Origin of the sequence: Bacillus sp. SIMBA_026, assembly GCF_046535335.1 — a bacterium.
GTDB lineage: Bacteria > Bacillota > Bacilli > Bacillales > Bacillaceae > Bacillus > Bacillus velezensis.
The window spans coordinates 1,141,016-1,165,745 of record NZ_JAWRWX010000001.1 but is presented as its reverse complement, the minus strand read 5'-3'; the positions used below and the strand labels follow the sequence as shown (position 1 = coordinate 1,165,745).

Annotated in this window: 32 protein-coding genes, 1 other RNA gene and 1 riboswitch; of the genes, 22 read left to right on the top strand and 11 right to left on the bottom strand. The window is 43.0% G+C overall.

What is annotated here, in order from left to right; genetic code table 11:
* Nucleotides 1-43: 43 nt before the first annotated feature.
* Entirely contained in the window at nucleotides 44-184 is a 141-nt protein-coding gene (locus tag SB847_RS05315) for a DUF4025 domain-containing protein (protein WP_003153781.1), read from the top strand.
* A 292-nt stretch (nucleotides 185-476) separates the two neighbouring features.
* Entirely contained in the window at nucleotides 477-821 is a 345-nt protein-coding gene (locus tag SB847_RS05310; protein WP_003153783.1) for a PH domain-containing protein, read from the top strand.
* A gap of 44 nt (nucleotides 822-865) precedes the next feature.
* Here SB847_RS05310 and SB847_RS05305 read toward each other — a convergent pair whose 3' ends face one another.
* Together SB847_RS05305 and SB847_RS05300 are read right to left on the bottom strand one after the other, a co-directional pair.
* Nucleotides 866-1,099: a hypothetical protein gene (locus SB847_RS05305; RefSeq protein WP_003153785.1), complete on the bottom strand. Its 234-nt coding sequence runs from the start codon at nucleotides 1,097-1,099 to the stop codon at nucleotides 866-868.
* Nucleotides 1,096-1,368, bottom strand: coding sequence for a hypothetical protein (locus SB847_RS05300; RefSeq protein WP_014418114.1), 273 nt, complete (start codon nucleotides 1,366-1,368; stop codon nucleotides 1,096-1,098). The genes SB847_RS05305 and SB847_RS05300 overlap by 4 nt, the downstream gene beginning before the upstream one ends.
* Before the next feature lie 70 nt (nucleotides 1,369-1,438).
* Between SB847_RS05300 and SB847_RS05295 the strand changes: the two genes are divergently transcribed.
* Nucleotides 1,439-1,921: an Hsp20/alpha crystallin family protein gene (locus tag SB847_RS05295; protein WP_003153787.1), complete on the top strand. Its 483-nt coding sequence runs from the start codon at nucleotides 1,439-1,441 to the stop codon at nucleotides 1,919-1,921.
* On the opposite strand, the gene SB847_RS05290 is transcribed toward SB847_RS05295, so the two are convergent.
* On the bottom strand, nucleotides 1,908-2,141 hold the full coding sequence (locus SB847_RS05290) for a hypothetical protein (protein ID WP_014418113.1): 234 nt from the start codon (nucleotides 2,139-2,141) through the stop codon (nucleotides 1,908-1,910). The two genes, SB847_RS05295 and SB847_RS05290, sit on opposite strands and share 14 nt — an antisense overlap.
* Nucleotides 2,142-2,233: 92 nt before the next feature.
* On the opposite strand from SB847_RS05290, the gene gerPC reads away from it, so the two are divergent.
* From gerPC to SB847_RS05255, 7 genes are all read left to right on the top strand, one after another.
* Nucleotides 2,234-2,614, top strand: coding sequence for a spore germination protein GerPC (gene gerPC, locus SB847_RS05285; RefSeq protein WP_105937626.1), 381 nt, complete (start codon nucleotides 2,234-2,236; stop codon nucleotides 2,612-2,614).
* Nucleotides 2,615-2,697: 83 nt separating this feature from the next.
* A complete protein-coding gene (locus SB847_RS05280) occupies nucleotides 2,698-3,189 on the top strand; it encodes a TraR/DksA family transcriptional regulator (protein WP_015417624.1) in 492 nt (163 codons plus the stop codon).
* A 144-nt stretch (nucleotides 3,190-3,333) separates the two neighbouring features.
* On the top strand, nucleotides 3,334-3,960 hold the full coding sequence (locus SB847_RS05275) for an FMN-dependent NADH-azoreductase (RefSeq protein WP_285979358.1): 627 nt from the start codon (nucleotides 3,334-3,336) through the stop codon (nucleotides 3,958-3,960).
* Between the two features lie 215 nt (nucleotides 3,961-4,175).
* Nucleotides 4,176-4,361: non-coding RNA, 6S RNA (gene ssrS, locus SB847_RS05270), on the top strand.
* 107 nt (nucleotides 4,362-4,468) lie between these two features.
* Nucleotides 4,469-6,247: a DNA helicase RecQ gene (gene recQ / locus SB847_RS05265; protein WP_003153793.1), complete on the top strand. Its 1,779-nt coding sequence runs from the start codon at nucleotides 4,469-4,471 to the stop codon at nucleotides 6,245-6,247.
* A 235-nt stretch (nucleotides 6,248-6,482) separates the two neighbouring features.
* The gene (locus tag SB847_RS05260) at nucleotides 6,483-7,352 is read left to right on the top strand and encodes a 3D domain-containing protein (protein WP_007407985.1); all 870 of its coding nucleotides are present in this window, start codon (nucleotides 6,483-6,485) and stop codon (nucleotides 7,350-7,352) included.
* Between the two features lie 162 nt (nucleotides 7,353-7,514).
* On the top strand, nucleotides 7,515-7,907 hold the full coding sequence (locus SB847_RS05255; protein ID WP_044802228.1) for a hypothetical protein: 393 nt from the start codon (nucleotides 7,515-7,517) through the stop codon (nucleotides 7,905-7,907).
* A 31-nt stretch (nucleotides 7,908-7,938) separates the two neighbouring features.
* Here SB847_RS05255 and SB847_RS05250 read toward each other — a convergent pair whose 3' ends face one another.
* Both SB847_RS05250 and SB847_RS05245 read right to left on the bottom strand, forming a co-directional pair.
* Nucleotides 7,939-8,916 carry a S66 family peptidase gene (locus tag SB847_RS05250; RefSeq protein WP_044802229.1) on the bottom strand — a complete coding sequence of 326 codons (978 nt, stop codon included), beginning with the start codon at nucleotides 8,914-8,916 and terminating at the stop codon, nucleotides 7,939-7,941.
* 64 nt (nucleotides 8,917-8,980) lie between these two features.
* Nucleotides 8,981-9,484: a GNAT family protein gene (locus tag SB847_RS05245; protein ID WP_007611949.1), complete on the bottom strand. Its 504-nt coding sequence runs from the start codon at nucleotides 9,482-9,484 to the stop codon at nucleotides 8,981-8,983.
* Nucleotides 9,485-9,671: 187 nt separating this feature from the next.
* On the opposite strand from SB847_RS05245, the gene SB847_RS05240 reads away from it, so the two are divergent.
* Both SB847_RS05240 and SB847_RS05235 read left to right on the top strand, forming a co-directional pair.
* Complete coding sequence (locus SB847_RS05240; RefSeq protein WP_007611947.1) at nucleotides 9,672-10,454, top strand: VLRF1 family aeRF1-type release factor; 783 nt, start codon at nucleotides 9,672-9,674, stop codon at nucleotides 10,452-10,454.
* 144 nt (nucleotides 10,455-10,598) lie between these two features.
* The gene (locus SB847_RS05235) at nucleotides 10,599-11,135 is read left to right on the top strand and encodes a DUF420 domain-containing protein (RefSeq protein ID WP_003153801.1); all 537 of its coding nucleotides are present in this window, start codon (nucleotides 10,599-10,601) and stop codon (nucleotides 11,133-11,135) included.
* A 67-nt stretch (nucleotides 11,136-11,202) separates the two neighbouring features.
* Here SB847_RS05235 and SB847_RS05230 read toward each other — a convergent pair whose 3' ends face one another.
* A complete protein-coding gene (locus SB847_RS05230; RefSeq protein ID WP_003153802.1) occupies nucleotides 11,203-11,868 on the bottom strand; it encodes a lysozyme family protein in 666 nt (221 codons plus the stop codon).
* 191 nt (nucleotides 11,869-12,059) lie between these two features.
* On the opposite strand from SB847_RS05230, the gene czrA reads away from it, so the two are divergent.
* Nucleotides 12,060-12,392: a Zn(II)-responsive metalloregulatory transcriptional repressor CzrA gene (gene czrA, locus SB847_RS05225; RefSeq protein ID WP_007407993.1), complete on the top strand. Its 333-nt coding sequence runs from the start codon at nucleotides 12,060-12,062 to the stop codon at nucleotides 12,390-12,392.
* 28 nt (nucleotides 12,393-12,420) lie between these two features.
* Here the strand turns inward: czrA and SB847_RS05220 are convergent, their stop codons facing one another.
* Nucleotides 12,421-12,942, bottom strand: coding sequence for a CcdC protein domain-containing protein (locus SB847_RS05220; protein ID WP_032866232.1), 522 nt, complete (start codon nucleotides 12,940-12,942; stop codon nucleotides 12,421-12,423).
* 224 nt (nucleotides 12,943-13,166) lie between these two features.
* Here SB847_RS05220 and SB847_RS05215 point away from each other — a divergent pair, with 224 nt between their 5' ends.
* The 6 genes from SB847_RS05215 (at nucleotide 13,167) to SB847_RS05190 (ending at nucleotide 18,222) form a co-directional block, all read left to right on the top strand.
* Nucleotides 13,167-13,886: an MBL fold metallo-hydrolase gene (locus SB847_RS05215; protein ID WP_032873441.1), complete on the top strand. Its 720-nt coding sequence runs from the start codon at nucleotides 13,167-13,169 to the stop codon at nucleotides 13,884-13,886.
* Nucleotides 13,886-14,452: a TetR/AcrR family transcriptional regulator gene (locus SB847_RS05210; protein WP_410561861.1), complete on the top strand. Its 567-nt coding sequence runs from the start codon at nucleotides 13,886-13,888 to the stop codon at nucleotides 14,450-14,452. The genes SB847_RS05215 and SB847_RS05210 overlap by 1 nt, the downstream gene beginning before the upstream one ends.
* A 51-nt stretch (nucleotides 14,453-14,503) precedes the next feature.
* Complete coding sequence (locus tag SB847_RS05205; protein WP_038458401.1) at nucleotides 14,504-15,214, top strand: AraC family transcriptional regulator; 711 nt, start codon at nucleotides 14,504-14,506, stop codon at nucleotides 15,212-15,214.
* Between the two features lie 68 nt (nucleotides 15,215-15,282).
* Nucleotides 15,283-15,615, top strand: coding sequence for a chaperone CsaA (csaA, locus tag SB847_RS05200; RefSeq protein WP_007611940.1), 333 nt, complete (start codon nucleotides 15,283-15,285; stop codon nucleotides 15,613-15,615).
* A gap of 329 nt (nucleotides 15,616-15,944) precedes the next feature.
* Nucleotides 15,945-17,744, top strand: a complete 1,800-nt coding sequence (locus SB847_RS05195; RefSeq protein WP_410561866.1) for a T7SS effector LXG polymorphic toxin — start codon at nucleotides 15,945-15,947, stop codon at nucleotides 17,742-17,744.
* Nucleotides 17,745-17,757: 13 nt separating this feature from the next.
* Nucleotides 17,758-18,222 carry an SMI1/KNR4 family protein gene (locus SB847_RS05190; RefSeq protein ID WP_039251204.1) on the top strand — a complete coding sequence of 155 codons (465 nt, stop codon included), beginning with the start codon at nucleotides 17,758-17,760 and terminating at the stop codon, nucleotides 18,220-18,222.
* Between the two features lie 38 nt (nucleotides 18,223-18,260).
* Here SB847_RS05190 and SB847_RS05185 read toward each other — a convergent pair whose 3' ends face one another.
* Nucleotides 18,261-18,542 carry a hypothetical protein gene (locus SB847_RS05185; protein WP_032873454.1) on the bottom strand — a complete coding sequence of 94 codons (282 nt, stop codon included), beginning with the start codon at nucleotides 18,540-18,542 and terminating at the stop codon, nucleotides 18,261-18,263.
* Nucleotides 18,535-19,113, bottom strand: a complete 579-nt coding sequence (locus tag SB847_RS05180) for a MarR family winged helix-turn-helix transcriptional regulator (RefSeq protein WP_032873455.1) — start codon at nucleotides 19,111-19,113, stop codon at nucleotides 18,535-18,537. The genes SB847_RS05185 and SB847_RS05180 overlap by 8 nt, the downstream gene beginning before the upstream one ends.
* A 199-nt stretch (nucleotides 19,114-19,312) precedes the next feature.
* On the opposite strand from SB847_RS05180, the gene SB847_RS05175 reads away from it, so the two are divergent.
* Nucleotides 19,313-19,537 (top strand): hypothetical protein, encoded by a 225-nt coding sequence (locus SB847_RS05175; protein WP_410561871.1) that lies wholly within the window; start codon nucleotides 19,313-19,315, stop codon nucleotides 19,535-19,537.
* Nucleotides 19,538-19,580: 43 nt separating this feature from the next.
* On the opposite strand, the gene SB847_RS05170 is transcribed toward SB847_RS05175, so the two are convergent.
* Together SB847_RS05170 and SB847_RS05165 are read right to left on the bottom strand one after the other, a co-directional pair.
* Nucleotides 19,581-19,808 (bottom strand): hypothetical protein, encoded by a 228-nt coding sequence (locus SB847_RS05170; RefSeq protein WP_410577435.1) that lies wholly within the window; start codon nucleotides 19,806-19,808, stop codon nucleotides 19,581-19,583.
* Nucleotides 19,809-19,940: 132 nt separating this feature from the next.
* Complete coding sequence (locus SB847_RS05165) at nucleotides 19,941-22,004, bottom strand: molybdopterin oxidoreductase family protein (RefSeq protein ID WP_410561873.1); 2,064 nt, start codon at nucleotides 22,002-22,004, stop codon at nucleotides 19,941-19,943.
* 147 nt (nucleotides 22,005-22,151) lie between these two features.
* Nucleotides 22,152-22,244, top strand: a riboswitch (SAM riboswitch).
* 121 nt (nucleotides 22,245-22,365) lie between these two features.
* Here SB847_RS05165 and SB847_RS05160 point away from each other — a divergent pair.
* Nucleotides 22,366-23,268 (top strand): NAD(P)-dependent oxidoreductase, encoded by a 903-nt coding sequence (locus SB847_RS05160; protein ID WP_410577433.1) that lies wholly within the window; start codon nucleotides 22,366-22,368, stop codon nucleotides 23,266-23,268.
* Nucleotides 23,261-24,727, top strand: coding sequence for an FGGY-family carbohydrate kinase (locus tag SB847_RS05155; protein WP_410561879.1), 1,467 nt, complete (start codon nucleotides 23,261-23,263; stop codon nucleotides 24,725-24,727). The genes SB847_RS05160 and SB847_RS05155 overlap by 8 nt, the downstream gene beginning before the upstream one ends.
* The last annotated feature ends 3 nt before the right edge of the window (nucleotides 24,728-24,730 follow it).

The window sequence follows — 24,730 nt, the reverse complement described above, 5'->3', positions numbered from 1 at the left end:
TGAGCCATACTAAAAAAGACTACATATAAAGGGTGGCTGCAAAATGAAAAAAACAGAGCAAGACAAACAAAATAAAACATCAGATCAGCTTCAGCAAGTGCAACCTGAAGAAGGCACCGACACGACGATGGAACAAATTTCAGATACCTATAAAGAAGGAACAATTGAAGATACGGATCGTTGATGTTTTGTTAAACCGCGGCATTGAAGAAGCCGCGGTTTTTTATGGCGGAAATAAAAAACTGACTTTTCGAAAAAAATACCGTTTTCTTGAAACCTTTTCTTTCGCTGAACCGTACTACTTCATAACAGCGGCACCTTTCGCGAAGGGCTTTTTTGATGAACGTTCTAAAAATGTAATCTGTTCGTAATGGTTTAAATGCCGTCTATGTCGTATTCTTATATAGGGATAAAGAACTTATTTTTTTATGATTGTAATAAAACAATAGTATAGAAGCAGAAAGTGGGGTTCTTCATTGGGAATTTTTTCTGTCAGCAGATCAACCGACACAAAAAAGCTGGAGGCTTTGCTCGTTGAGGGAGAACGGATCGAAACGATTTATAAACTGCGGGTTGACCAAATATGCTTTACGAATAAACGAGTGATTTTCTTTGATAATAAAATGTTCTCCAAAAAGAAAGTGCGCGTATTTCTTCCATATAAAACAATTGAAAGCTTCGCCATTCAAGAAGCGGGGATGTTTGATCCCGATACCGGGCTTGTATTAATGACAAGGGGAAAAACTTTCGAATTGGAATTTGCAAAAGAAACGGACTTGACTGAGGTTCAAGCCATCTTAACAAAATACTTATGCAGTTAAATATCACATAAAAGCCATCCGAATGCATGCGGATGGCCTTTTTATTATATAATGCTCGTTTTTCCGGAGTTCGAATCAATGAGATCCGGATCAGCAATAGAACTGATGGGGATATAAATCGGCGCCAAATCACCATTTTCTTCACCGAATCCGTAGTTGATCTTATTGGATAAAAAATAATCGATTTGCTGATACGGGCCGATCGTAATCGAAGAACCGCGGTCGACTGCATTTACTTTAAAGCCTCCTACATTTACCAAAACCGGCGAAAACATCATAATGGGCCTCCTTTTCCGGCAGGGATTTTATCGCATGCAGACTCAAAGGCAGATGGAGAATCAATTTGATCCCGGTCATCCACTTTGCCGTTCGTGCCGATGAAGCCGCTTGCATCTCCGAAGTTCTGTCCGTATCCCTGATTCTTTTTATCAGAATTCTGCCATTCCGCCAGTAAATTTTGTCCGACATTCACCGCTGAAGCATTTTCAAAGGAATTAATTTTCAACATGAAAATATTAATATTGATATATGGAGTTGGTTGAACCACAGGCAAACCTCCTTTAATACAGGTGTATGCCGGCTGTTATGACCGTATGCTTAGACAGGGGGCGATAAAAATGGATTTCGATAAGATGAAGCAGTGGATGGAAATGGCGCAAAACATGTCCGGCGGCGACTTTTGGAAAAACGTTTTTGATGATGAACAACTGAAATCATTTCAAAACGGCCATTCTCATTTTCCCTTTCAACAGGGAGATGGGCAAATGAGAAGAAATGAGGATGCTTTTCCTCTTATAGATATTGTGGAAACCCATGATGAGCTCCAATTTTTACTGTATCTGCCCGGCTACCGGAAACAAGATGTTCAGCTGCTGTCCTACGGAGAATATATCGTCGTAAAAGGCACGAGAAAATCCTTTTTTAATGAACAGGATTTTAAACAGAAGACCGGAAAATACGGCGATTTTGAAAAAAAACTCGACCTTCCGCATTCCGCTCAGGGAACGAAGGGAATGCAGGCGGTATTCAAAGACGGGATTTTATATATATCGATTGCTAAACATCTGGGGGATGCAAGCCAGATCATTATCGAAGGCTGATCTTGTTCGCTGTGCCATCTATCAGATCTGAATCATCGATACTCATGATAGGGATGACGACAACGGTGCAATCACCGTTTTGTTCACCGTACCCTTCATTTCTTTTATTGGCTGCTGTGTTTCTCACCATAACGGAAGAGCCGGTGTTAAAAGCTGCTCCGCCGCTGATTCCGTTCATTTTTATATACTCAAAGTTGATAACGGATGGAAAAAACATCATGATTCGCCTCCTTTTTGTATATCATGTTTATATATTCGCAATGCGGGACGCATAGAACTTTCCAAGAGTGACGGGGAAAGAAGTGATTTTCTTTGAAAAAAATAATGAAAGAGATTTTCAAAAAAGTGTGTGAAGAAGAATTAGACCGGCTTAAGAAAGTGGAACAACAGCTTGATGAGCTTCAGGATAAGTGTCATTTTGAGCCGCAAACGGTTGAAGGGGAAAAAACATATGTCCATATTGAGCACGTCAAAGTGGACAAGGTTGAATACAATATTGATTTTGAAAAGCTGAGTATAGAAGAGCTGAGCGGTATGCTGAATATCGGCGCCACTTACCATACACCGGCGCACAGGCTTAAACAAGCCTGCGCTGAAGAATTTGGGGACAACCGGCAAAATGATGCTGCGAAAGAAAAAAGACAGACAAAGCAGCAGACACCCAATGTCACCATCAGGGGGAGAAAGCATTGACCTCCATTGTTTCATCCTCCTTTTTCGAGGGTATGTATTAACAGATGCAGCGAAGAATACAGACGAAAAAGGAGATGATGAATATGTCATTATCAAAAGAACAGCAGGACAGCCTTTATCATAAATTAATCGATTTAAAGGAAAGTCTTCAGGGAGAATCAAAAGAAAATCATTCAATGAGCGAAGACACAGGAGAACTGTCTAACGGAGTAGATAATCACTTAGCTGATCACGGAAGCATTTATTTGGACAGGGTCACGAATCAGACGCTGGACGGTGTCGATCAGAATCTTTTAGATGAGGTGAATGCCGCGCTTGAACGAATGGAAAAAGGAACATACGGGATTTGCGAGAAAACGGGAAAAGAAATTCCTTATGAAAGACTTGAAGCCGTGCCGTACGCCAGAATGACCGTCGAAGCGCAGCGAGAAACAGAAGGGGATGTGAAAACAGACGCTCCGTCATATGAAAGGGAATTTCACGAGCAGGTGAAAGACCTCTCAAATAAAGAAACCGTTGATCAAAAAAGCTCACAAACTTACGAAATCCTGGATCGCGAGCAGGATTCACAATAATAGCAGCAGGTACATTCATATGTACCTGTTTTTTTATTCCATAAAAAATCTCAAAATCGAAATAAAATCATTGACTTTATATAAAAAAGAAAGTAACATACTATTTGTAAGTAAATATTAAAAGATTACCGGGAGGAATTTAGAATGTCTCAAGTATTATTTGTAAAATCAAGTGATCGTACGGCTGAAGAAGGCGTATCCGTAAAATTATACGAAGCGTTTCTGGCTGCTTATAAAGAAAACAATCCGAATGATGAAGTGATCGAACTTGATCTTCATAAAGAAAACCTTCCTTACCTCGGAAGAGATATGATTAACGGAACATTCAAAGCTTCAAAAGGAATTGAAATGACAGACGAAGAGAAAAAACAAGCGTCAACTGCTGACATTTACTTAAATCAATTTGTCAAAGCTGACAAAGTCGTGTTTGCATTCCCGCTTTGGAACTTCACAGTGCCTGCTGTGCTTCATACTTATGTTGATTACCTGTCTCGCGCAGGAGTTACTTTCACATACACGCCTGAAGGACCAAAAGGTCTGATGGGAGATAAAAAAGTAGCGCTCTTAAACGCACGCGGCGGCGTATATTCTGAAGGACCGATGGCATCTCTTGAAATGTCATTAAACTTCATGAAAACCGTTCTCGGTTTCTGGGGTGTCCAAGATCTTCACACTGTTGTCGTTGAAGGCCATAATGCTGCACCGGATAACGCTCAAGCGATCATTGAAAAAGGACTGCAAGAAGCGAAAAATCTGGCTGCAAAATTCTAATTTCCATTAACTCTTGCGCCCATACAGGGTGTGAGAGTTTTTTCTATTATAGAAGAAACTGGCGGCAGCTTTCGATCTGATCTTATATTGATATATTGATATTTTGTCGAAAAAACAATTTTTATGTAGAATAAAGCATTTTTCACAAAGAAAAAAGGTTTTCTGTAAAAGAATTAACCCTCTTGCCAAAATACGACTGATGGTGTAGGATATAAGAGAAGCTACATTGTTCGTATTGTTAATTAAGTTTTAACCTTTAAGCTGTAATAGGGAGTTTTATATCGAAGCCGGAATGTCATGCCTCCATTGCAGAGGACGACAGGAACGCTTCTGCAAACACCCACTTTGAGGAGTGGTGGTTTAAAACTTTCTTACTTGCGTACGGCATACGTAGCGAAAGCCATTTCCCTTGCGGAGATGGCTTTTTATTTTGCATTGCCCTTGAGCAGTGTACTTTATCAGTATGATAAAATGAAAGAATCAAAGACAAAGTGAGGTTTTACAACATATGCTGGATAAAGCCCAATCCCTTCTGGCGCATTATTTTGGCTACGACAGTCTTCGCGCGGGCCAAAAGCAGGCGATACAATCAGTTGCAGAGGAGAGAAAAAACACGGTCTGCATTATGCCGACGGGGGGCGGAAAATCAATCTGCTATCAGATTCCCGCACTGCTGTTTGAAGGAACCACAATCGTTATTTCCCCTCTTATTTCCTTAATGAAAGACCAAGTCGACGCGCTTGAAGAAGCGGGTATCGCGGCAGCTTATATTAACAGCACCCAGACAAGCCGTGACATTCATGAGCGCCTGACCGGTTTGAAACAAGGGGCTTACCGGCTCTTTTACATCACACCGGAGCGTTTGACTTCTTCTGAATTCATTCACATCCTGCAGAATATTACGGTTCCTCTTGTCGCCATTGACGAAGCTCACTGTATATCGCAATGGGGACATGATTTCAGGCCGAGTTACCGGAATATCGAAATCCTTTTTAATGAATTAAAAGAACCGCCCGTCATCATCGCATTAACGGCGACGGCTACGCCTGAGGTTCATGATGACATCTGCAAGCAGCTTCATATTAAGAAAGAACAAACTGTATATACCGGTTTTGCCAGAGAGAATTTAACGTTTAAAGTAGTAAAGGGCGAAAACAAAGACCGGTTTATCGAGCGGTATCTGGAAAAAAATAAACACGAAGCCGGCATTATATATACAGCGACAAGAAAAGAAACCGACCGTTTATATGAGAAATTAAAACGCAGCGGCATCAATGCCGGCCGTTATCACGGCGGATTGGCGGATGATGACAGAAAAGACCAGCAGGAGCGGTTTCTTAACGATCAGATACAAGTGATGGTAGCTACGTCCGCTTTCGGAATGGGAATCGATAAGAGCAACATCAGATTCGTTTTACACGCGCAGATTCCGAAAGATATGGAGAGCTATTACCAGGAAGCCGGGCGGGCCGGGCGCGATGGTCTTAACAGCGAGTGTGTGCTCTTGTTTTCGCCGCAGGATATTATGGTGCAGCGTTTTTTAATAGACCAATCGGCCGCCGGAGAAGAAAAACAAAAGCAGGATCTCAAAAAACTGAGACAGATGGTGGATTACTGTCATACGGAAGATTGCCTGCAGCGGTTTATTCTGAAGTATTTCGGTGAGAATGAGGCGGAAGCTTGCGAAGCATGCGGCAATTGCACTGATACAAGGACCGCCCATGACGTCACAAAAGAAGCGCAGATGGTATTATCATGCATCATCAGAATGAATGAGCGCTTCGGAAAAACGATGGTGGCGCAGGTGCTTAGCGGGTCAAAAAATAAAAAAGTGCTGGAAAACGGCTTCAGCAGCCTGTCCACTTACGGCATTATGAAGCATCAATCCGCAGCGGAAATCAGTGATTTTATCGAATTCCTTATTTCAGATGAATATATCAGAATGGCGGACGGCACATTTCCGACGCTTATGGTCACCCAAAAAGGCAGGGACGTTCTGCTTGGAAAAAGCGCAGTCGCGAGAAAAGAAGCCTTACAGGCCGCCGCCGTTACCGAAAATGATGAATTATTTGAGCTTCTCCGGCGTCTCCGCAAAGAGATTGCAGCTGAACAGGGTGTGCCTCCATTTGTCGTGTTCTCAGATCAGACGTTAAAAGAAATGTCGGCGAAACTTCCGAAAACGGATCAGGATCTTCTTTCCGTAAAAGGGGTCGGGGAACAAAAAAGATTGAAATACGGAGCGGTTTTTTTAGAAGAAATCCGAAATTATGTAAGAGAAACAGAGTGAAAAAAAGTTTTTTTAGAAATTTGCACATTGTGTTTTTCATTGGCGCCGGAAAAATCAGAGGCTTGAAAACCCTTGCTGTATCAAGGTTTCAGCAAGACTTACCAAGCGAGAGAAATGTTTCATGTAAAGGAACTGTAATCTAATTCAAATCGTTTTGTTATTGAACTGACATTTTCATATGTTACGATATCACCTGTTAGCCGCCAATAAAAAGCTAACAAGGGAGGATTTACTTATGAAGAAGACGATTATGTCCTTTGTCGCAGTTGCAGCAATTTCAACAACTGCATTTGGAGCTCACGCTTCTGCTAAAGAAATCACGGTGCAAAAGGGTGACACGCTCTGGGGGATCTCGCAAAAAAACGGAGTGAACCTAAAGGACTTAAAAGAATGGAATCAGTTATCTTCTGATTTAATCATTGAAGGAGAGAAACTGACTATTTCTTCAGTAGAAACAACCACATCTGGGCAGTACACAGTGAAGCAGGGCGACAGCCTCTGGAAAATTGCTCAGAAATTCGGAACATCAGTCGGCAATCTGAAAAGCTTGAATAACTTGCAATCAGATATAATTTACGCAGGCACAACGTTAAATGTGAAAGGTCAGGCTCAGGCTGCACAGCCGGCTCAAGAAGCCAGCCAGCCGCAAACTGAACAAAAACCAGCTGCCGAGACAGAACAGCCGAAACAAGAAGCGGTCAAAAACGAGCAGCCTAAACAAGAACCTGTTCAAGAACAACAACCTAAACAAGAAGCGAAGGCTGTCGAAGCAAAACAGCAGCCTGTTCAATCAAATACAAACCAACAAGAGCCTAAAAAGCAGCTGACAATGACTGCAACTGCTTACTCTGCTAACGACGGCGGCATTTCCGGTGTAACGGCAACCGGTGTTGACTTAAACAAAAACCCTGATGCAAAAGTCATCGCGGTAGACCCTAGTGTCATTCCGCTTGGCTCTAAGGTTTATGTTGAAGGTTACGGAGTGGCAACAGCAGCAGATACAGGCGGCGCAATTAAAGGAAATAAAATTGACGTATTTGTTGCAAAGAAAAGTGACGCTAACAACTGGGGCGTCAGAACAGTAAATGTTAAAGTATTAGACTAGTTTCATATAGAGATGAAGAACACAAGGCGAAATGCTTTGTGTTCTTTTTTTCTTCCCTTTTTTGACTGTATATAATCGTTATATGCGGAAAAAGAAAAAGCGTTTCTCTAATATAATAAGGAATGGATGTGAAAACGGAATCTGAAGGGGTGTATGAAACTGATGGAGCCGGAATTTATATGTTTATGGAATGCCTTCACAGAATCACCGGTGTTTCAAGCAGGTATATGCACCGCTTTCGCCATTGTGCTCGTTATCGGACTGTCTATGCCTGCTGTCAGGCTGTTTCAGGCGCTTGACAGAGGGAGAGGAAGGCCGGCCGTTATTGAAAAGGTGAGACGTACTGGCGTGATGAAGAATGGCAGGCACGAGCTTGTGCTTATTTTAAACGTAAAAAACCAAGACGGAACGCATGATAAACGTGAACTGACACACGCCGTATATAATGAAGAAATCAGCCGTTTTTATAAAGGAGCTTCCGTATGGGTGACGGCAGCGGCTGGCGGACGAATTATGATCGCTCCGCGCACGCCGCGGCATAAGGCGTCAAAATAAAAAGACGGGGCGGTTTTCCCGTCTTTATGTATTAATGCCGATCGATCCATATCCGTCCGCCTTCTGAGCCGGCTTCTATCCTGCATGTTCCTCCGATCGGGAATGTCATCAAAGGGGAGGTATGGCCGAAATCAGCATTTGCGATAACAGGCATGGATGACAGTTCTTCTTTTGTACGGATGACGGCACGCAGAGCCTCCTCAGACACATTTGAAGCATGCTGGAAACGTCCGATGACAATTCCCTTCACGGCTGAAAAAGCGGGAAGATGGATGAGTGACTGCAAATCCCGGTCAAACATATGAATGTCCGACATATGATCATCTTCTATAAACAGAATCACTTGTTCCATCTCCGGAAAGTATTCGGTGCCCTGCAGAAGATTCAGCGTGCATAGATTTCCTCCGATCAGTGTTCCTTCCGCATATCCGGGTTGAATAACGAGCGGTCCCGGATTCCGATAAAAACGTCTGTCCTCCTGGTTCAAATACCATTTATCATCACTCCACTCGGATGAAGGCTTTACCTCATACGGGTTGTCAGAAGCACAGCAGGCCAAGAAAGAGTTAATCGTATAGTCCAGCCCTTTTTTCATGGCAAATGAAGAAAAATGGGGACCGGAATATGTAATAAGGCCGGTTTTTTGATATATGGCATGGCCGAGAGCGGTAATATCTGAATAGCCGCAAAGGATTTTCGGATGCCGCTTGATGTTTTCATAATCAAGATAGCGGAGCAGCTGATTTGATTGGAACCCGCCGAGTGTCGTCAAAATCGCTTTGATGTCAGGATCAGCGAAAGCCTCGTGCAGATCCCGTACACGCGATTCAATGGATGATGAATCAAATTCATTTATTTCTTTCGCATTCTCTGAAAAAGAGACACAAAAGCCCAGCTCCTCCAATTTTGTCTTCGCGGCATTTATATTTTCATCTGACATAACGGACATGCTTGTGGCCGGAGACACAATACGAATGCCGTCACCTTTTTTCAATTTTTCCGGATACAAAAAAAACCCTCCTTAAATGGTTTAATCTATTACACCATATTAACGAGGGTTTATCTATCATTTTTTACAGGTCGACCCATTTAATGCCGCCTGATTGCGTATCATTGTCAATCCAGACATCAAAGTGATGCTTTTCATAAAAATGAATGAGTCTGTCGACATGATCCCAATCACGCTTAGCGATGTCGCCCGTCACTTTCGGGATATTCTGCTCTCTGGCGATATGTTTTAAAAATTTCATGCAGATCGAGCCGTAGCCGTGGTTCGGCGGGCCTTTAATGTCCCCGATATGAATGGCATTGTCATAATAAGAGGCGATCAGTGAAAAACAGCCTCTTCCCCGGTAGGCTGACTCACAATCAGTCAGCATAATCTTACATGTTTGGCCATCATCAATCGAGGAAACAATGATCCAATCGTCATTGTTCGATTGATCAATACCAAGCACTCGCGCGTCTTTTGATACATCTATCAGATTTTCCCGCATTCTGAAAATCTGAAATTCAAGTTTATGAAGCTCTTTTTCCAGCTCTTTCTGATCTCTTTCTTCTGCAGTAAACAAAATCATACTCCTTTCACAGCGTAAAAGTCTTAGTCAAACACAAGTATCCATTGTAGTAAATGATGTCTTGGTTTGTAAATAGGTTTTGCAAAAACTTTTTTAGAAAAGTCTGCGTTTATATGTGGATTAACGTTTTTAAGGCGGTGCGGATAGGGAAAGGAACAGTGAGCAGCGGAAAAAGGAGGAATCTATAATGGCAATTGACTCACTCATCGGCAAATTGAAGTACGTAATGACGGAATCTCCTGATAAAATGCTTTCCTTATATGTAAATACGGATATGAGAAATCCGGATCAGCAGGGGGGAGAGTGGAAAATCGCCTTGAAAACCGGTTTTCGGAGATTAAAAGAGTATCTGTCTGTAAGTGATCCGGAAGAAGAAAAATCTCTCGTCCGCATCATGGAACGTGTCTATCAATATATCGATGGGCTTGGTAAAGAGATGCCGCGTAGTCTCGTGTTTTTTGCATCGGGAGAAGGCGGTATCTGGGAGACGATTGAATTGCAGGTGCCTGTCGAAACACGATTTTATTGGGAAGAAACGGCTGTCCTTGATCAATTAGAACTTCTCCGTGAACAATTTCCGAGCACGGCTTTTATTCTCACCCAGCAGAATGAAGTGAAGATCATAGAAACCGTACTCGGAAAAATTGAAGGGGTGGAGCATTATCAATACGACGTCATCAATGAATCGTGGAAACCGCAGGATGTAAGCGGAAACTCCGCATCAATGGACGAGGACGCCGCCAAAGCCCACGTCGAAGAAAACCAAAACAGGCTGTATAAACGATTGGCTTCGAACCTTGATCAGAAGGCCGCTTCACACCAATGGGAGCGTCTCGTAATCGCAGGGGACAAAGAAACAGCCGATATTCTCGATCAGCACATGAATAAACCGATTGATCGGATCATTCCAAAAAATCTGTTGAATGAAAACGAACATAAGGTGATAGAAGAACTGTTGAAGGAAGCATAATATGACGAAAGGCCGGGTCTCAAACACCCGGTCTTTTTAGGCCTTAAGTTTGTCTAATTTCTGACGAAGCGGGCGAAACCGTTGACATCAAAGCTGAATTCTCATACCATTTGGATAGTCAGTAAAATTGAGAGAGGTCATAAGATGAATCAGACAGAAAACAAACCTAAAAGTTATACCGGTATCGTGCTGACATTGACCGTTCTGATCAACGGGTTAATTGCGGTGCTGTTTTTTATGCCGAAATCGGGACAGGTCAGCATTGCCAATATTCATATTCTGCCGATGTTAAATGCCATTTTTAACAGCTTTACTTTTATCTTTTTGCTGGCAGCGCTCTTTATGATTAAGCAAAAAAATATTCAAGCGCATAAACGCTTTATTTTGGCGGCGTTTACGACGACTCTGCTGTTTTTGATCTGCTATGTCGTGTACCACTCGATAGCTGAGAATACTTTATTCGGCGGCCACGGCATCATTCGGGGGATTTATTTCTTTATTTTAATTACGCACATCTGTCTTTCCGCCGTTATCGTGCCGCTTGCGCTGTTTACGCTGATCAGAGGATTCAGCATGCAAGTGGAACGCCACAAAAAAATCGCGAGATGGACGATGCCGCTCTGGCTGTATGTCAGTCTGACGGGTGTCATTGTATACTTAATGATATCGCCGTATTATTAAAAAAAGCCGTGCTCTGCGCGGCTTTTTTTCTGTTGATTGAAAAAAGGCGCCTCATACAGGGCGCCTTTTACTCTTCAAGCGTTTCAAGTGTTGTTACATTTAAGGATTGTTCAACGGTTTTTGTTTTTGCTTTTACTTTTTCTGCGTACGTGTAATCACCATAGCAGTAGGGATAACGGAAATTGTCTTTGTTCCCTCCGCAAGTGTAAAGTTTCGGATTCTTTTTGACCTGCTGCTCGGAGTATTGTTTTGCCAGTTCCTCAGTATGTGATCCTCCATGTTCAGCCACAAAATCAATATAGCCGGCTCCCATGTTGTAGCTTTGTATAATCGTATCCAAGTCTACGCCTTTTTTCTTGCCTGTTTGGTACATGAGAGTGAATTGTTTGATTCCCTGTTTGATACTGGTTTGAGGGTTTTTAATCTCATTTCGCTTTAAACCCAGAGATTCTGAAGACTGCATGGGATCATTTCCTCTTCCTTTTGACTCCTGATATATCATGCCGAGTACAAGCGATGTATATTTGGTGAGTCCTTTTTCATCCAGCTCGTCTTCAACAAGCGGTTTGTAATCTGTCAGCCGTTCAAGCACGATTGGCTTGACATCAAACGGAAGACTTTTGAGCCATTCATTATTTGAAAATAACAGAATGAGGAAGAAGGAAACCATGACAAAAACACATATCATCATAAGACCCGCGGCAGCGAAACAGCCTTTTTTCTTTTTCTCCACTGTGTTTCACCCTCAATTTCAGGAGCATTATGACTTTTTCATTATGACACAGATGAATGCGCGAAACCAAGCGGAAACCCGTATTTGAAACATAAATTTAAAATAACGGTTCTTTTGTCAGGCGCAGGATGTATCTGCATCCATTGACATTTGGTATAATTGGGCTACTTGAGAAAAGAAGGGTGAGGTATATGACTGAATTTCACGAATCCGGAAACACAAATGACCCCGCTGTCGATTTAGATGAGGAAACTTTATTTTTGGTTGCCCAGACTTTTAAGGCGCTGTCTGATCCGACCAGAATCAGAATTCTCCATTTGCTGTCACAGGGTGAGCACGCGGTAAATGATATCGCAGAAAAGCTGAATTTGCTGCAGTCTACCGTTTCTCATCAGCTGCGTTTTCTTAAAAATCTGCGCCTCGTCAAATCACGCAGAGAAGGAACATCCATCTATTATTCTCCTGAGGATGAACATGTGTTAGATGTGCTTCAGCAAATGATTCACCATACGCGGCACGATTAAAAACATCCCTGCTTTTGAGACAGGGATGTCAGCCGTACTGACTGTTATTGGTTTGGTCTCTGCTCGTTTTTAAAACATAAAAAGAGAAGCCGCTGTAATAAACTGCGATGAAATAAAAGATACTGATGGTCAGCGGATCGGCGCCGACCGTTTGGCTGTATGCCTCCGGATGGGTAAAGTCCGCTGTGACCCGGTAAATCTCAATAACGCGATAAACAAATCTCGATAGGAATAACGTTAATAGAATAAGTTCAATCCACAGGTGAGTGCGAAAATATATTTTTCCGCGGCGTTCTTCAAAAGAAATGTTCCGTTTAGCAAACAGGACCAGAAGCCAGCCGCAAAAAGTGCCGAATATAAGATGGCCGTATAAAGCCGGGTGTGTGATGCTGAAAAACGCCAGAGCTGCGGCCAGCAATGAAAACAAAATCATTCTTGTATAAAGCCAGCGGGGTTTCAAAGGCTGAAAGCCGACGGACCGTTTCACCTTTTTATACAGAAAAAAGGCAATCATTAAGACAGGGCAGATGCTTTGAAGTGTGATATGCATGGTGTGGAACTCCCCCTCCGTTGAGTAGTGTATGCTTATCCGGCTGGTTTTAGTAGTCTGATTTATTCGCAGGCTGAAAGCATCTTTTATCACATTATGCACGTTTCTTTTTTTGGCATAAGTGAATCGCCCGCGCCTTTTTCAGGATTTAAACATAAAACTCTTGAAAAACTAACGGTGTTAGTTATAATAAAACTAATGATATTAGTTTTAGGAGGATGTTGATGAGAATCTTACAATACGGAAGTGTTTGGCAGCTGACTTTTTTTCCAGCGCTTTTCCCGGTGAATTGTTATTTGGTTGAAGAAGAAGAAGGAGTAACCCTGATTGACGCCGGACTGCCTAACAGTCATAAAGGAATCAAACAAGCATTGCGGCAGCTTGGGAAGCCGCTGAATGACATATTACTCACCCACGCGCACGGGGATCACATCGGTTCGCTTGACTCATTAGCTGCGGAATTTCCGGATGCTTCCGTCTGTATTTCTGAGCGGGATTCTTTCTTGCTGAAAGGTGACACTTCATTATTTGAGCATGAAGCACAAACGCCGATAAAGGGGGGAGTGCCGAAAAATGTTCAGACCGAACCTGATCGCCTGCTGAAAGGCGGCGAGCGGATCGGATCTTTACTTGTCATTCCCGCTCCCGGTCATACGCCGGGAAGCCTCGCTTTTAAAGATATGAGAAATGATATGCTGATCGTCGGAGATGCCTTTCAAGTACGGGGCGGCCTTGCTGTTTCAGGGAAGCTGAAATGGAAATTTCCGTTTCCGGCTTTTGCTACGTGGAATAAAGAAGAAGCTGTAAAAACAGCAAGAACGCTTATCGCTCATCAACCAAGCAGTCTGGCCGCCGGACATGGAAATGTTCTCTGCAATCCCGTTGAAATGATGGCTGAAGCTGCTGAGGAAGCCGAACGAAGCCTGCCGGGAGGCCGATCATAATGTCACCGAGAGTCGGAATGAGCCTTGACATGATATTGAGAGCCGCAGCAGGCATCGCTGACGAAAAAGGGCTGAACGAAGTGACGCTTGCGGCTGTTGCAAAGTCCTTAAACGTAAAACCGCCTTCCCTTTACAATTTTGTCAATGGCCTTCAAGGAATTAAAACAGAGCTGGCTGTCTCCGGTTTAACTATGTTATATGAAAGAATGGCGGCCTCTGCAGAAGGACTGACGGGCGAAACGGCTTTGCTCAGTTTTGCCGATGCCTATATCAATTTCGCCGAAGCCAATCCCGGATTATATGACGCAACATTTCAAAAGATAAAAGACGGCCGGATTGAGAATCTGTCAAGCCTGCTTGTAGAGCTTGTTGTCAGGCAGCTGACAGCTAACGGTTATGCACAGTCTGACACTGCGATTCATGCTGCGAGAGGACTGAGGAGCCTTCTTCACGGCTTTGCCGTGTTGAGAAAACAGAGTGCATTTGAATTAACCGAATCAATTAAGGAAAGCCGGAAGTTTGCAGTTGTTGCTTTCCTAAGAGGTTTGCAGAATAGGGGACGATAATATTATTATGTAAACTAAATAAAAGACGCATCATGTAAAAAGGAGGGACAAATGGATTCATTACAACATATCATTTGTGAGCGGCGCACCTATTCACATATTTTTGATTCTCATGCACACACATACTGCCAAATGCTCTTTCCGCTCGAAGGACAGCTGGACCTGGAGACAGAAAGACGTAAAATCAGATTAAAACCTGATCAAATGCTGTATATTCCGCCCGGGCATGAACATCGGTTCCGTTCTTTGGAGCGAAATGAATGTCTCGTTCTCGACATACCGGCATACTTTTTCAAAAGTTCCTTTGACCCAGGCATTCTGAATAAGCTTGATCCCTTTTGGACATCGATTCGGTTTCTGCTGACAGAAGAGACAAAGCAGCAGTCGGCTCATTCATTGAGTCTGCTTGCAGAATATATTGCTGAAAAGATACAAGAAAACCGTACGAATAATTCAATTGCGTATATCCGCCGAAATCTATCAAAGACTTTTACAATTAAAGAGCTTGCCGCAATGGAACATTACCACCCGGCGTATTATTCCGACTGGTTTAAAAAGCAGACGGGGAAAAGCCCGCAAGCTTATATTGCTGAGCTCCGTATGAAGAAAGCGGAACAAATGCTTATTGAAACAAAATGCCGGCTGACAGACATCAGCCAGGAGGTCGGCTTTCAAAATTTGTCTTCCTTTACCAGATGGTTTGTCAGACATAAGGGAATAACGCCGCGCGTCTTCCGAAACACCTTTCAATCTGATAAATAATTCTGAAAATCGGTTAAATAAACTGCTTCTTTTTTTGGTATCATGATTGTAAAAAAGGAGTTTTTGATATGGCAGTCATCGAAGATTTTATTAAGCTTGATCTTAGAATAGGAACGGTCGTAAAAGCGGAAGTATTCCCGGAAGCAAAGGTGCCGGCCATTAAGATGACAATAGATTTCGGCGAAGAGATCGGCATGAAACAATCAAGCGCCCAGATTACAAAACGGTACGAACCGGGTGATCTGACGGGCAGACAGGTTACCGCTATTGTCAACTTTCCGCCGCGGCGGATCGCCGGATTTAAGTCAGAAGTTCTCGTACTCGGCGGCATCCCGGAAAAAGGAGACGTTGTCCTGCTTACGCCAGAGCAGACAGTACCGAACGGAACGAAAATCGGATAATAAAAAAAGACGTTTGCAGAAGCAAACGTCTTTTGCGTATTGAGGCGATACACCACACGCCACATTCGTGTGTGCCGCAAGGGCATGTGCATCGGCTTACACAATTCAGCTCATCGCTATATCAATATAGCATGGCGTGTGCGGAAATGCAAGAGATTTTTTAATATATGTTATATCTGGCTTTGTTTTGCCGATCCCCGATCTTTCGTGTAAGGTTTCATTTGAAATTTTATGATCTTGAATAAAGCAGTTCGACAAATGCAAGAGATTCATCTAACCTTATATCCCGTGGTAAAATTTAGGGAGAAAGAAGCGGAAAGGAGACGTAAATGAAAGTATTTGAAGCAGCCTCGTTCATTTCAGCCGCAGAAAAGCGGGCAAAACAATACGGCCAGATTAGAGAACAATTTATCAATCTCAGAAAAGCGTTTCAGGGAATGGCTGACTTAGACGACAGTGAGTTTTCAGGCAAAGGCGCAGACAATATCAAAGCCTTTTTTCAAGACCACGCTGGTGTTACAGACAGCTGGCTTAATCTGATCGATATGAAGATTGCGTTTCTTAACAGTATTTCAGGAAAAGTAGCTGATGCCGGATTAGCCGATTCGTTTGTGGAAGAGTCCTTTTTAGAACACGAGCTGATTCATGCGAAGAATCAATCACAAGCTATCATGCAGGAGCAGCGCAATGAAATGAAAGGTATCCTTGATGAAATCAGAGATATTATTCATCTAGAAGTTTTCTCGACAGAAGATGTTGATCAAAAGCTTGAGTCAGCATATAAAAAAAGGAACGATACCATACATAAGCTCGGAAAGCTTGATCACGATCTAACGAAAGAATACGCAGAAACCGAGGCAAATGAACATTTCATTCAGGCAGATTTTCAACAGCTCCAAAACGCTACGGGAAAAGGGAAAAACGCTACTCCGCTTCACTATAACGCCAAGGCATACAGAGAAAGTGACATGCATAAGAAAAAAGGCGAGATTGCAAGACACTCAGACACATATTTAACGTTTAAGAAGGAAGAAGCAAAAGAGCGGGAAATCAAGGATCTGAAAAAAAAGCTCGCTGATGGAGTAACTGATCCTGATGAATACTTGGAGATTGCCAAGAAGATCGGTTACGAGAATCTTGAACCTTCCCAGCAGCAATATGTGATCCAGCTTGAACAAGCAAAACAGCTGGAAGAAGCCGGAGAAGTGACTTGGGATATTTTAAAAGGAGCCGGCGTTGGTTTATATGATGTCGGGAAAGACACGGTAACCGGTTTATGGCAGCTGATCAGTAAGCCTGATGAAGTTGTTGAAGGTATCATAGGGGCAGTTGCTCATCCAATTAATACGTATAATGCCATTTCAACAGCTATTGAGGTATCGTATCAAAAAGATATGGTAAATGGAGATGCGTATTCCAGATCAAGATGGGTGACATATGCGGTCGGTTCAGCAGCTGTGGCTGTCGTCGGAACGAAAGGTGCAGGAGCCGTTAACAAAGCTGATGCGGCGGGGAAGGTCATAAACAAGGCAGGACAGGCAGGGAAGAAAATTAAAGACGTTAAACTTCCAGATTTGCTTCCGTATAATCCTAAGTATAAGCTTGCTCTGTCGGGTGACGTACCATACAATGTGGTTGACAGCCAAAACCTTAAAAATAAACTTTTGACCAATGCAAAGAAAATCCCGGATGGAACGAGAAAGCCGTTTACTGGTCAAGAAATAAACCTTCCTTGGTTAAATAAAGAAAAGTATGGTGCTGTTGAAATAGACGGCAAAGTAAAAGTTAAAGGACAAATTAGAGATGTAAGCCGTAGAGTCTATACCTTAAAGGACATTGATATTAATCAAAATACTCCAAAAGGAAAAACCAACCTGGAATTAATGAAAGATGGTAAGTCTCCTTATGCTAAAGACGGAACACAGATTAACTTACATCACCTCATACAAGAAGAAAGTGGACCGTTGCTTGAGATACCTAATAGTTTACATACAAAGTATAGCGACGTAATACATGGCCTTAAAGGTAATGGAGAAAGCTTCCGGAATGATGTTTACCTGGAGAAACAGTACAATAACTTTAAGACAAGGTATTGGAAGTGGAGAGCAAAACAATATGAGAAAGAATAAGGGGTTATAAACCATGGATTTCTATTTAAAAGTAAAAGAATTCATAGCTGATAATGCAAAAGAAAAAGATTTTACGGGTGGGATTGGAGAAGATAAAATTTTAAAAATTGAGCAAGATCTTCAGGTTACGCTGCCAGATAGCTACAAATGGTTTCTTAGAAACTATGGTTCTGGCGGGGTTTATGGAATCGATTTATTAGGCTATGATTTTGGCGGTGCTTCAGTTGTTGAAACAACCAGGGAATATCATGAATATAGGGGATTGCCAAGTGGCTTAGTAGTCATAGAACATGTTGATTTTTTTGGGTATTGTTTAGATACCAATAAAATCAACAGTGAAGGAGAATGTCCAGTTGTTATTTGGAGTGAATTCGGTGGCTATAAAGAACTTAATTCTGCCCATTTTATAAAGTTCTTTTATGAAAGACTTCATGAGATGAAAGAAAACTGGGAAGAAGATGAAGACTGGGACGATTAATAAAGAAAGCTCTCTTTTAGAGAGCTTTTTTTAGGTTTTCAATTTTTAACAGGCTTTATAATGAGCAAACAGGCATTACTCAAAATACTCGCCGCGCCTATCCAAAGCAGCCATTGTGTTGCGGTCAGCCATGAGGCAGTTAGGATAAAGAGTCCAATGGCAATTGATATATAATTGCCGGCTCGGTCCAGTTTGCGTTTGCGATGAAATTTATATTTAGCATGAGAAATAAATTGATCAATTTTATCTTTCAGCTCATAGCATTTTTCCTTTATCGTATCCTCTGTTTCTTTTACTTTTCGATAAAGCATATTATTCATCGTCTGCACTCCCATATCGCCGTTTTGAAAATTCAGCCATGATTTTTTCTTCATAGTCATCTGAGATGAATTGTGCCTGATCTTCAACTTTCAAATGTACTTTTTCTTCAAAACCATCCTGTTCTTCACCATCAAAACGATAAAGTTTTTGCAATAGCCTCCAGAATGTTTCAATTTCATCAGTTGTGAAGTCATGAAACATATCCGCTAAAAAATAGGTGGATTTTTCTGAACAGGAAATTAACGCTTTTTTTCCTTCAGGGGTAATCTCAATATTGATTGCACGTTTATCCAGTTTGCTTGGCACAGTGTGAACATATCCTTTTTTCGCGAGGCTTGAAATTAATTTGTTAGCGGTTTGTTTTGTTGTGCCCAGCTTTTTAGCGATATTCATAAGTGTGGTATCTTCCGTCGGTAAATGGGCAATAGCAATAAGAGTCATGTGCTGTCGGGAAGTCAGCATTTCTAAGTATTCGTCCCCCCGAGCCTGCACTTTATTGACAACCGAAAATAATGATGCGTAACTTTGCTGCATAACATGCAGTTCCTTCATTAATAATTTAATATCCATAAGTTATCTCCTATCTAAATAGTCACCATGTTGACAATTACAATATACATCGAAATGGAAAATAAGTCAATATGGTGACTAATAGCAGCGGGTGCAGCTGTTTTCAAAAATGCCACAGGCAGTCGGAGTGTTTACAGAAGGGGAAATAAGTATAATAAATGCGAAAAGGGCATTAATCTAAAGTGGGAAGGTGTTTGACATGCAGAAAGTGAACTGGTCAGAACAGTATGAATGGTTCAATAAACAAGATGAAAAAGACGGGCGTTTAATGGCGCTCCTTCGTCATGAGCTTACATATGAGGAAGTCATACGGTTATATATGAAAGGGTTTTATTTGAAATCAAAAGAAGGGGATGTTTCGTTAAGTAAGAACGATATCTGTCGTATGTTTGGGATTGAAGAGAGGCAGGGCGGCAAATCTTAATGAACGGGAAGAGAAAAGCTCTTCCCGCTTTTCATAGCAGCTGTTATTCTGTTTCCAGCATGGAAGTCAGCCATTCTCTTAATGCCGTCTTCTGCACATACCGCTTTCCGTTTCTCGTGATATGCGGAATGTCAGAGGTGTCGGGCACGATTTGTTTTGCTTCTTCCTTCGTAACTCCTAAATAATAACCAATATAGAAGTGCAAATCTTTTTCTTTAATGAGAATGTGGTCAGTGTGTTCATGAGGATCAGGTGATTTAAAGTTTTGCAATCCGTCTCCGATGAAATATCCGGCTAAAGCGATTCCAATGCCGGTAATATATCCAAACCTCCAATAAACGTTATCATTTTTTATATGGTGAAGCCGGCCGAAGGATTCAGCCTTCAGCAAAACGCCGGGCGTTTATTGCGGACGGTTTTGATTGCTGAGCTTTTCCACCTGCACCTTTCCGGAGAAGAAAACAGCGCCTCCGCCCATATCCGCCAGCCGATCGGGCGTGAGCGAATTGACGAGCTGTTTTTTATCATCCATATCGGCCCAAAGACCTTGGCTGACTGCAACGCCGGGAAGCACCTGTTCGCCGACCGAAGCTGTTAATTCACACTCGCCGCGGTGATTCCAAACTCTAACGGTTTCCCCGTCTTCGATGTTCCGGCGTACAGCATCCTCTGTATGAATAAAAAGCTTTGGCGCTTTTTCCAGTTTTACGTGTTTTTCATTATTCGAAAATGTCGAATTTAAAAAATTATGATTCGGTCCCGGGACAAATAAAAGCGGAAAATCGTCATCGCTCTCAAGAGGGATATGTGTCGGCAGCGCGGGATAACCGTCCTGTTTCATCTTTTCCGAATATAATTCAATTCTTCCGCTTGGTGTCTTGAGCTTTCCCGGAAAAAGCGGTTTTTTCCGTTTGGCTTTCATGAAGGAATGGCGTGAGAGCGCTTCGTAATCAATATCCTCGATATACGGATTGTCGGGAAAGTCCAGCGCCTGTCTGATCAATTCTTCATCGGAATCCTGAAGCTCCTGCTCGGTAAATCCCATTGCTCCGGCAAGCAAACGGAACACTTCCGTATTCGATTTGCTGTCCCCGTAGGGTTCGATCACCGGTTTTTGCAGCTGAATAAAATGATGCCAGTAAGACGTGTAAAAATCCGTGTTTTCAAAAGCGGATGCAGCAGGGAGCACGATATCCGCATATTTGGCAGTTTCCGTTAAAAACAGATCGTGAACGACTGTAAATAAATCCTCACGCAGCAGGCCTTTTCTGACTTTATTCGCTTCCGGCGCAACCACCGCGGGATTCGTACCGTAAATAAACAGGGAGCGCACGGGCGGTTTTGCTTCTAACAGAACGCTTCCGAGCCTGTTCATATTAAATGATCGTGGCTTTTTGCCGTAAAGCAGATCAGGCCGCTGGAGCGCTTGTCTGTTATAGTTTAATACCGCGCTGTTGTGCTTGATCGCGCCTCCACCGGTGTTGAGCCACTGTCCTGTAACAGCCGGTAGACAGGCAACTGTGCGGACGATCATTCCGCCATTGTCATGGTGCTGAATGCCGTTTCCGATCCTTATAAGGGAAGGGGAGGTTTCCCCGTACATTCTCGCAAGGCGTCTGATATCGTCGGCTTTAACGCCTGTAATAGCAGAAACCGTTTCCGGATCATAGTGTTTGACATGCATTTTTAATTCGTCACTGCCTTCGGTGTATTCTGTGAGAAATGCTTCATCGTGAAGGTTCTCGTCGAATAAGACATGCATGATACCGAGGGCGAGTGCGGCATCTGTTCCGGGGCGAATGGGAATAAACCAATCGGCAAGCCGGCCGGTTTGGTTCTTATGTACATCGATAACGACAATTTTAGCTCCTTTTTTCCGGGCTTTTTGAGCAATCATGACTTGGTGCATATTCGTGCTGACGGCATTGATTCCCCAAAAAATAAAGAGCTTTGCATGTATGGTCTCCTCCGGATCAGTACCCGCTCCTTCACCCATTGTATAGTTATAGCCTTCAGAACCGGCTTTGCTGCAAATCGTCCGTTCGAGATGACTCGCTCCGAGACGATGGAAAAAACGGCGGTCCATTCCCTCTGCCGCTAGTTTTCCCATATTGCCGTAAAAGCTGTACGGAAGAATGCTTTCCGCTCCTTCTTCGGCAATAAGCTCTTTCCAGCGCGCACTGATCGTATTGATCGCTTCCTCCCAGGAAATAGGCGCAAACGCGGCTTCACCTTTTTTACCGATCCGTTTTAACGGAACGGTTACGCGCTTCTCATCATAAATACGCTCAGCCATGTGTCTGACTTTGTTGCAAATATTCCCTGATGTGACCGGGTGATCGGGGTCTCCCTGAATGTTAACGATTTTTCCGTCTTTTTTTGTCACAAGCAAGCCGCATTGGTCGGGACAGTCTAGTGAGCATACCGACTTAAAGACCCCGTTCGGCTGTGTTGCAGCAGAATTCATAGCCCATTTCTCCTCTTTGTTTATATTGTAAGCATTATAACATTTCAAAATCGAACGTCAATTCAGAAAAAAAGTGTTGACATCACGGAAAGACTTTTCTATGATGAGTTTATTCTTTTAAACAGCCTGACAATTTCATCATTTTATTTTCTATCCAGAGAGGTGGAGGGACTGGCCCTATGAAACCTCGGCAACATTTATTGTGCCAATTCCAGCAAGCGTATGCTTGAAAGATAGGAAAGAATGATCTATACATATTTGTGCGCTTCAAGCGCATAAAGACGGTATATGAATCTCTTTCCTTCTTTGGGGAAAGAGATTTTTTTATGAAAAAATTTATGTGAAAAGGATGTTTTGCACCATGACGGTTTTAATTACCGCGCCATATCACGACGAGGGGCTGAAGGAGCTGACTGAGCTGTTCGGCCGGACTGTGCACCGGCCGTGGAAGAAGCACGGCCGGGACTATCGGGAAGATGAATTAATCCGAATGATTCAAGAGACAAACGCGTCGGGGCTTATTACTGAACTTGATGAGGTGTCTGAGCGTGTTATTGACATATTGCCCGATTCCGCTTTTATCGGAAATGTGATTTCATTTTTGCGTCATACGTATTCTTCCCATCAGTGGCTGAAGGATGGGAAGTGGAACGGTGATTATTTGCAGGCTTACGTCAAATTCAGAGGAAATGAGCTGACGGGGAAAACAGTCGGCCTTATCGGTTTCGGAGCTGTCGGACAGAGAATCGCCCGGCTATTGGCCGCTTTTGACTGCAAGGTGCTTTACTATGACCCATTTGTCCGTCATGAAAACCGGGAGTATGAAAAAACGACGATTGAACGGGTATTTTCTGAAAGTGATATTGTTTCCGTTCACTTGCCGCGCACAGAAGAAACCATCGGCCTTATCGGCGCCCGGCACTTTCAATTGATGAAACAGGAAGCTGTTTTTGTCAATACGTCAAGAGCGGCGGTTACAGACAGGGAAGAGCTGCTGCGGGTGCTGAAAGAACGGCGGATTAAGGGAGCGATCCTTGACGTGTTTTATCACGAACCGCCTGAATCTTCTGATTATGAATTGATCTCTTTGCCGAATGTGTTAGCGACTCCCCATTTAGCGGGCGCAACATTTGAAGTGGAAGATCATCATGTGAAGATTTTAAATGAAGCGCTTTTCAAATGGAAACAAGATCAAACCTGCTCAATACGTGAACTTTATAACAAAAGAGAACTTGAACCGGAAGGAGGAGGCTGTAATGGATGAACAAAAAGGCTACCTTGTATTTGACATCGGGACGGGGAATGCGCGAGTCGCGGTCGTGACTGCCGGCGGCGAAGTGACCGCGCTTGAAAGGGAAGACATTGAATATGTGACGGATCCGCTTTATCCGGACGGACGATATTTCTCACCGGAAGAGTTATGGAAGCAAATCAGCGCTATGGCAAGGAAGGTTATTGGCAAAAGCCCTCATATTACATTAATCGGAATCACCTCAACAAGCCAGAGGCAGGGAATTGTTCTGATCAATAAAGATAAAAAGGCATTTCTCGGTCTGCCCAACATTGATAACAGAGGGCGTGAATGGGAAGACGGGATTGAGGCAAAAGAAGAAGTGCATCAGCAAACCGGACGTCTTCCGAGCGCTTTATTTTCCGCCATGAAACTTGTCGGATTAAAAACTAGACAGCCGTCTTTATGGAAAGAAGTGAAGTACATTACAAGCATCAGTGACTGGGTGACATTTGAGCTGAGCGGTATTTTAAGCTATGAACCGTCACAGGCTGCTGAAACACTGCTGTTTGACGTAAGGAAAAAGGCGTGGTCAGAGACATTATGCAACATCTTCGGTGTGCCTTCTGCCATTCTTCCTTCACTCGTCCGATCTGGGACGGTTGTCGGAATGTTAACGTTTAAGAAAGCGGCGGTTCTCGGTCTTTCTGAAAGAGTGCCTGTGATTGCAGGCGGGGGAGACACACAGCTTGCCATCAAAAGTGCAGATGCAAAGCCGGGAGATATCGTCATCGTATCCGGCACGACGACGCCGATTATAAAGATAACAGCTGAGACCGGAACCGAAAGTTTAAAGAATGCATGGCTGAATTGCCATACAGAAGAAGGTCAATGGCTCCTTGAAACGAATCCGGGTGTAACAGGACTCAATTATCAAAAATTAAAATCCATTTTTTATCCGAATGAATCCTACGGCGTCATGGAACGGGAAATCGCAAGTCTGCCGAAACATGATCATGCTTGTATTTCTGCGTTAGGCTCCTATTTATCGCCAGAGAAAAACGCACTGACAAAAGGCGGATTTATTTTTGACGCTCCGCTGTCTCAAAACTTAAGCAGAGCCCATTTTGTCAAAGCCGCACTGCTGGAAATCGCTTTTTCAATCAAATGGAACTATGAGGCGTTAACAGAGGTGGCTTCTTTTTTACAAGATTATGTGAAGGTGTGCGGCGGCGGTTTCCAAAGTGATGCTTTGACGCAGTTTCTTGCTAACCTTCTCCAAAAGAAAATCTATAAGAGAGAGGGGTTCAGCCAGGCATCCGCAATGGGAGCGGCGATGATTTGCAACGAAGCTCTCGGTGTGAAAGCAGAGCTTTCGAGCCGCACAAAGGTAATTGAGCCGGAAGCGGATCAGACGGATCTCTTCCTATATGAAGAATGGAAACATACGCAAAAATTATTTACTCATTTTCAGCCGGCGGTGAAAGCCTGACTT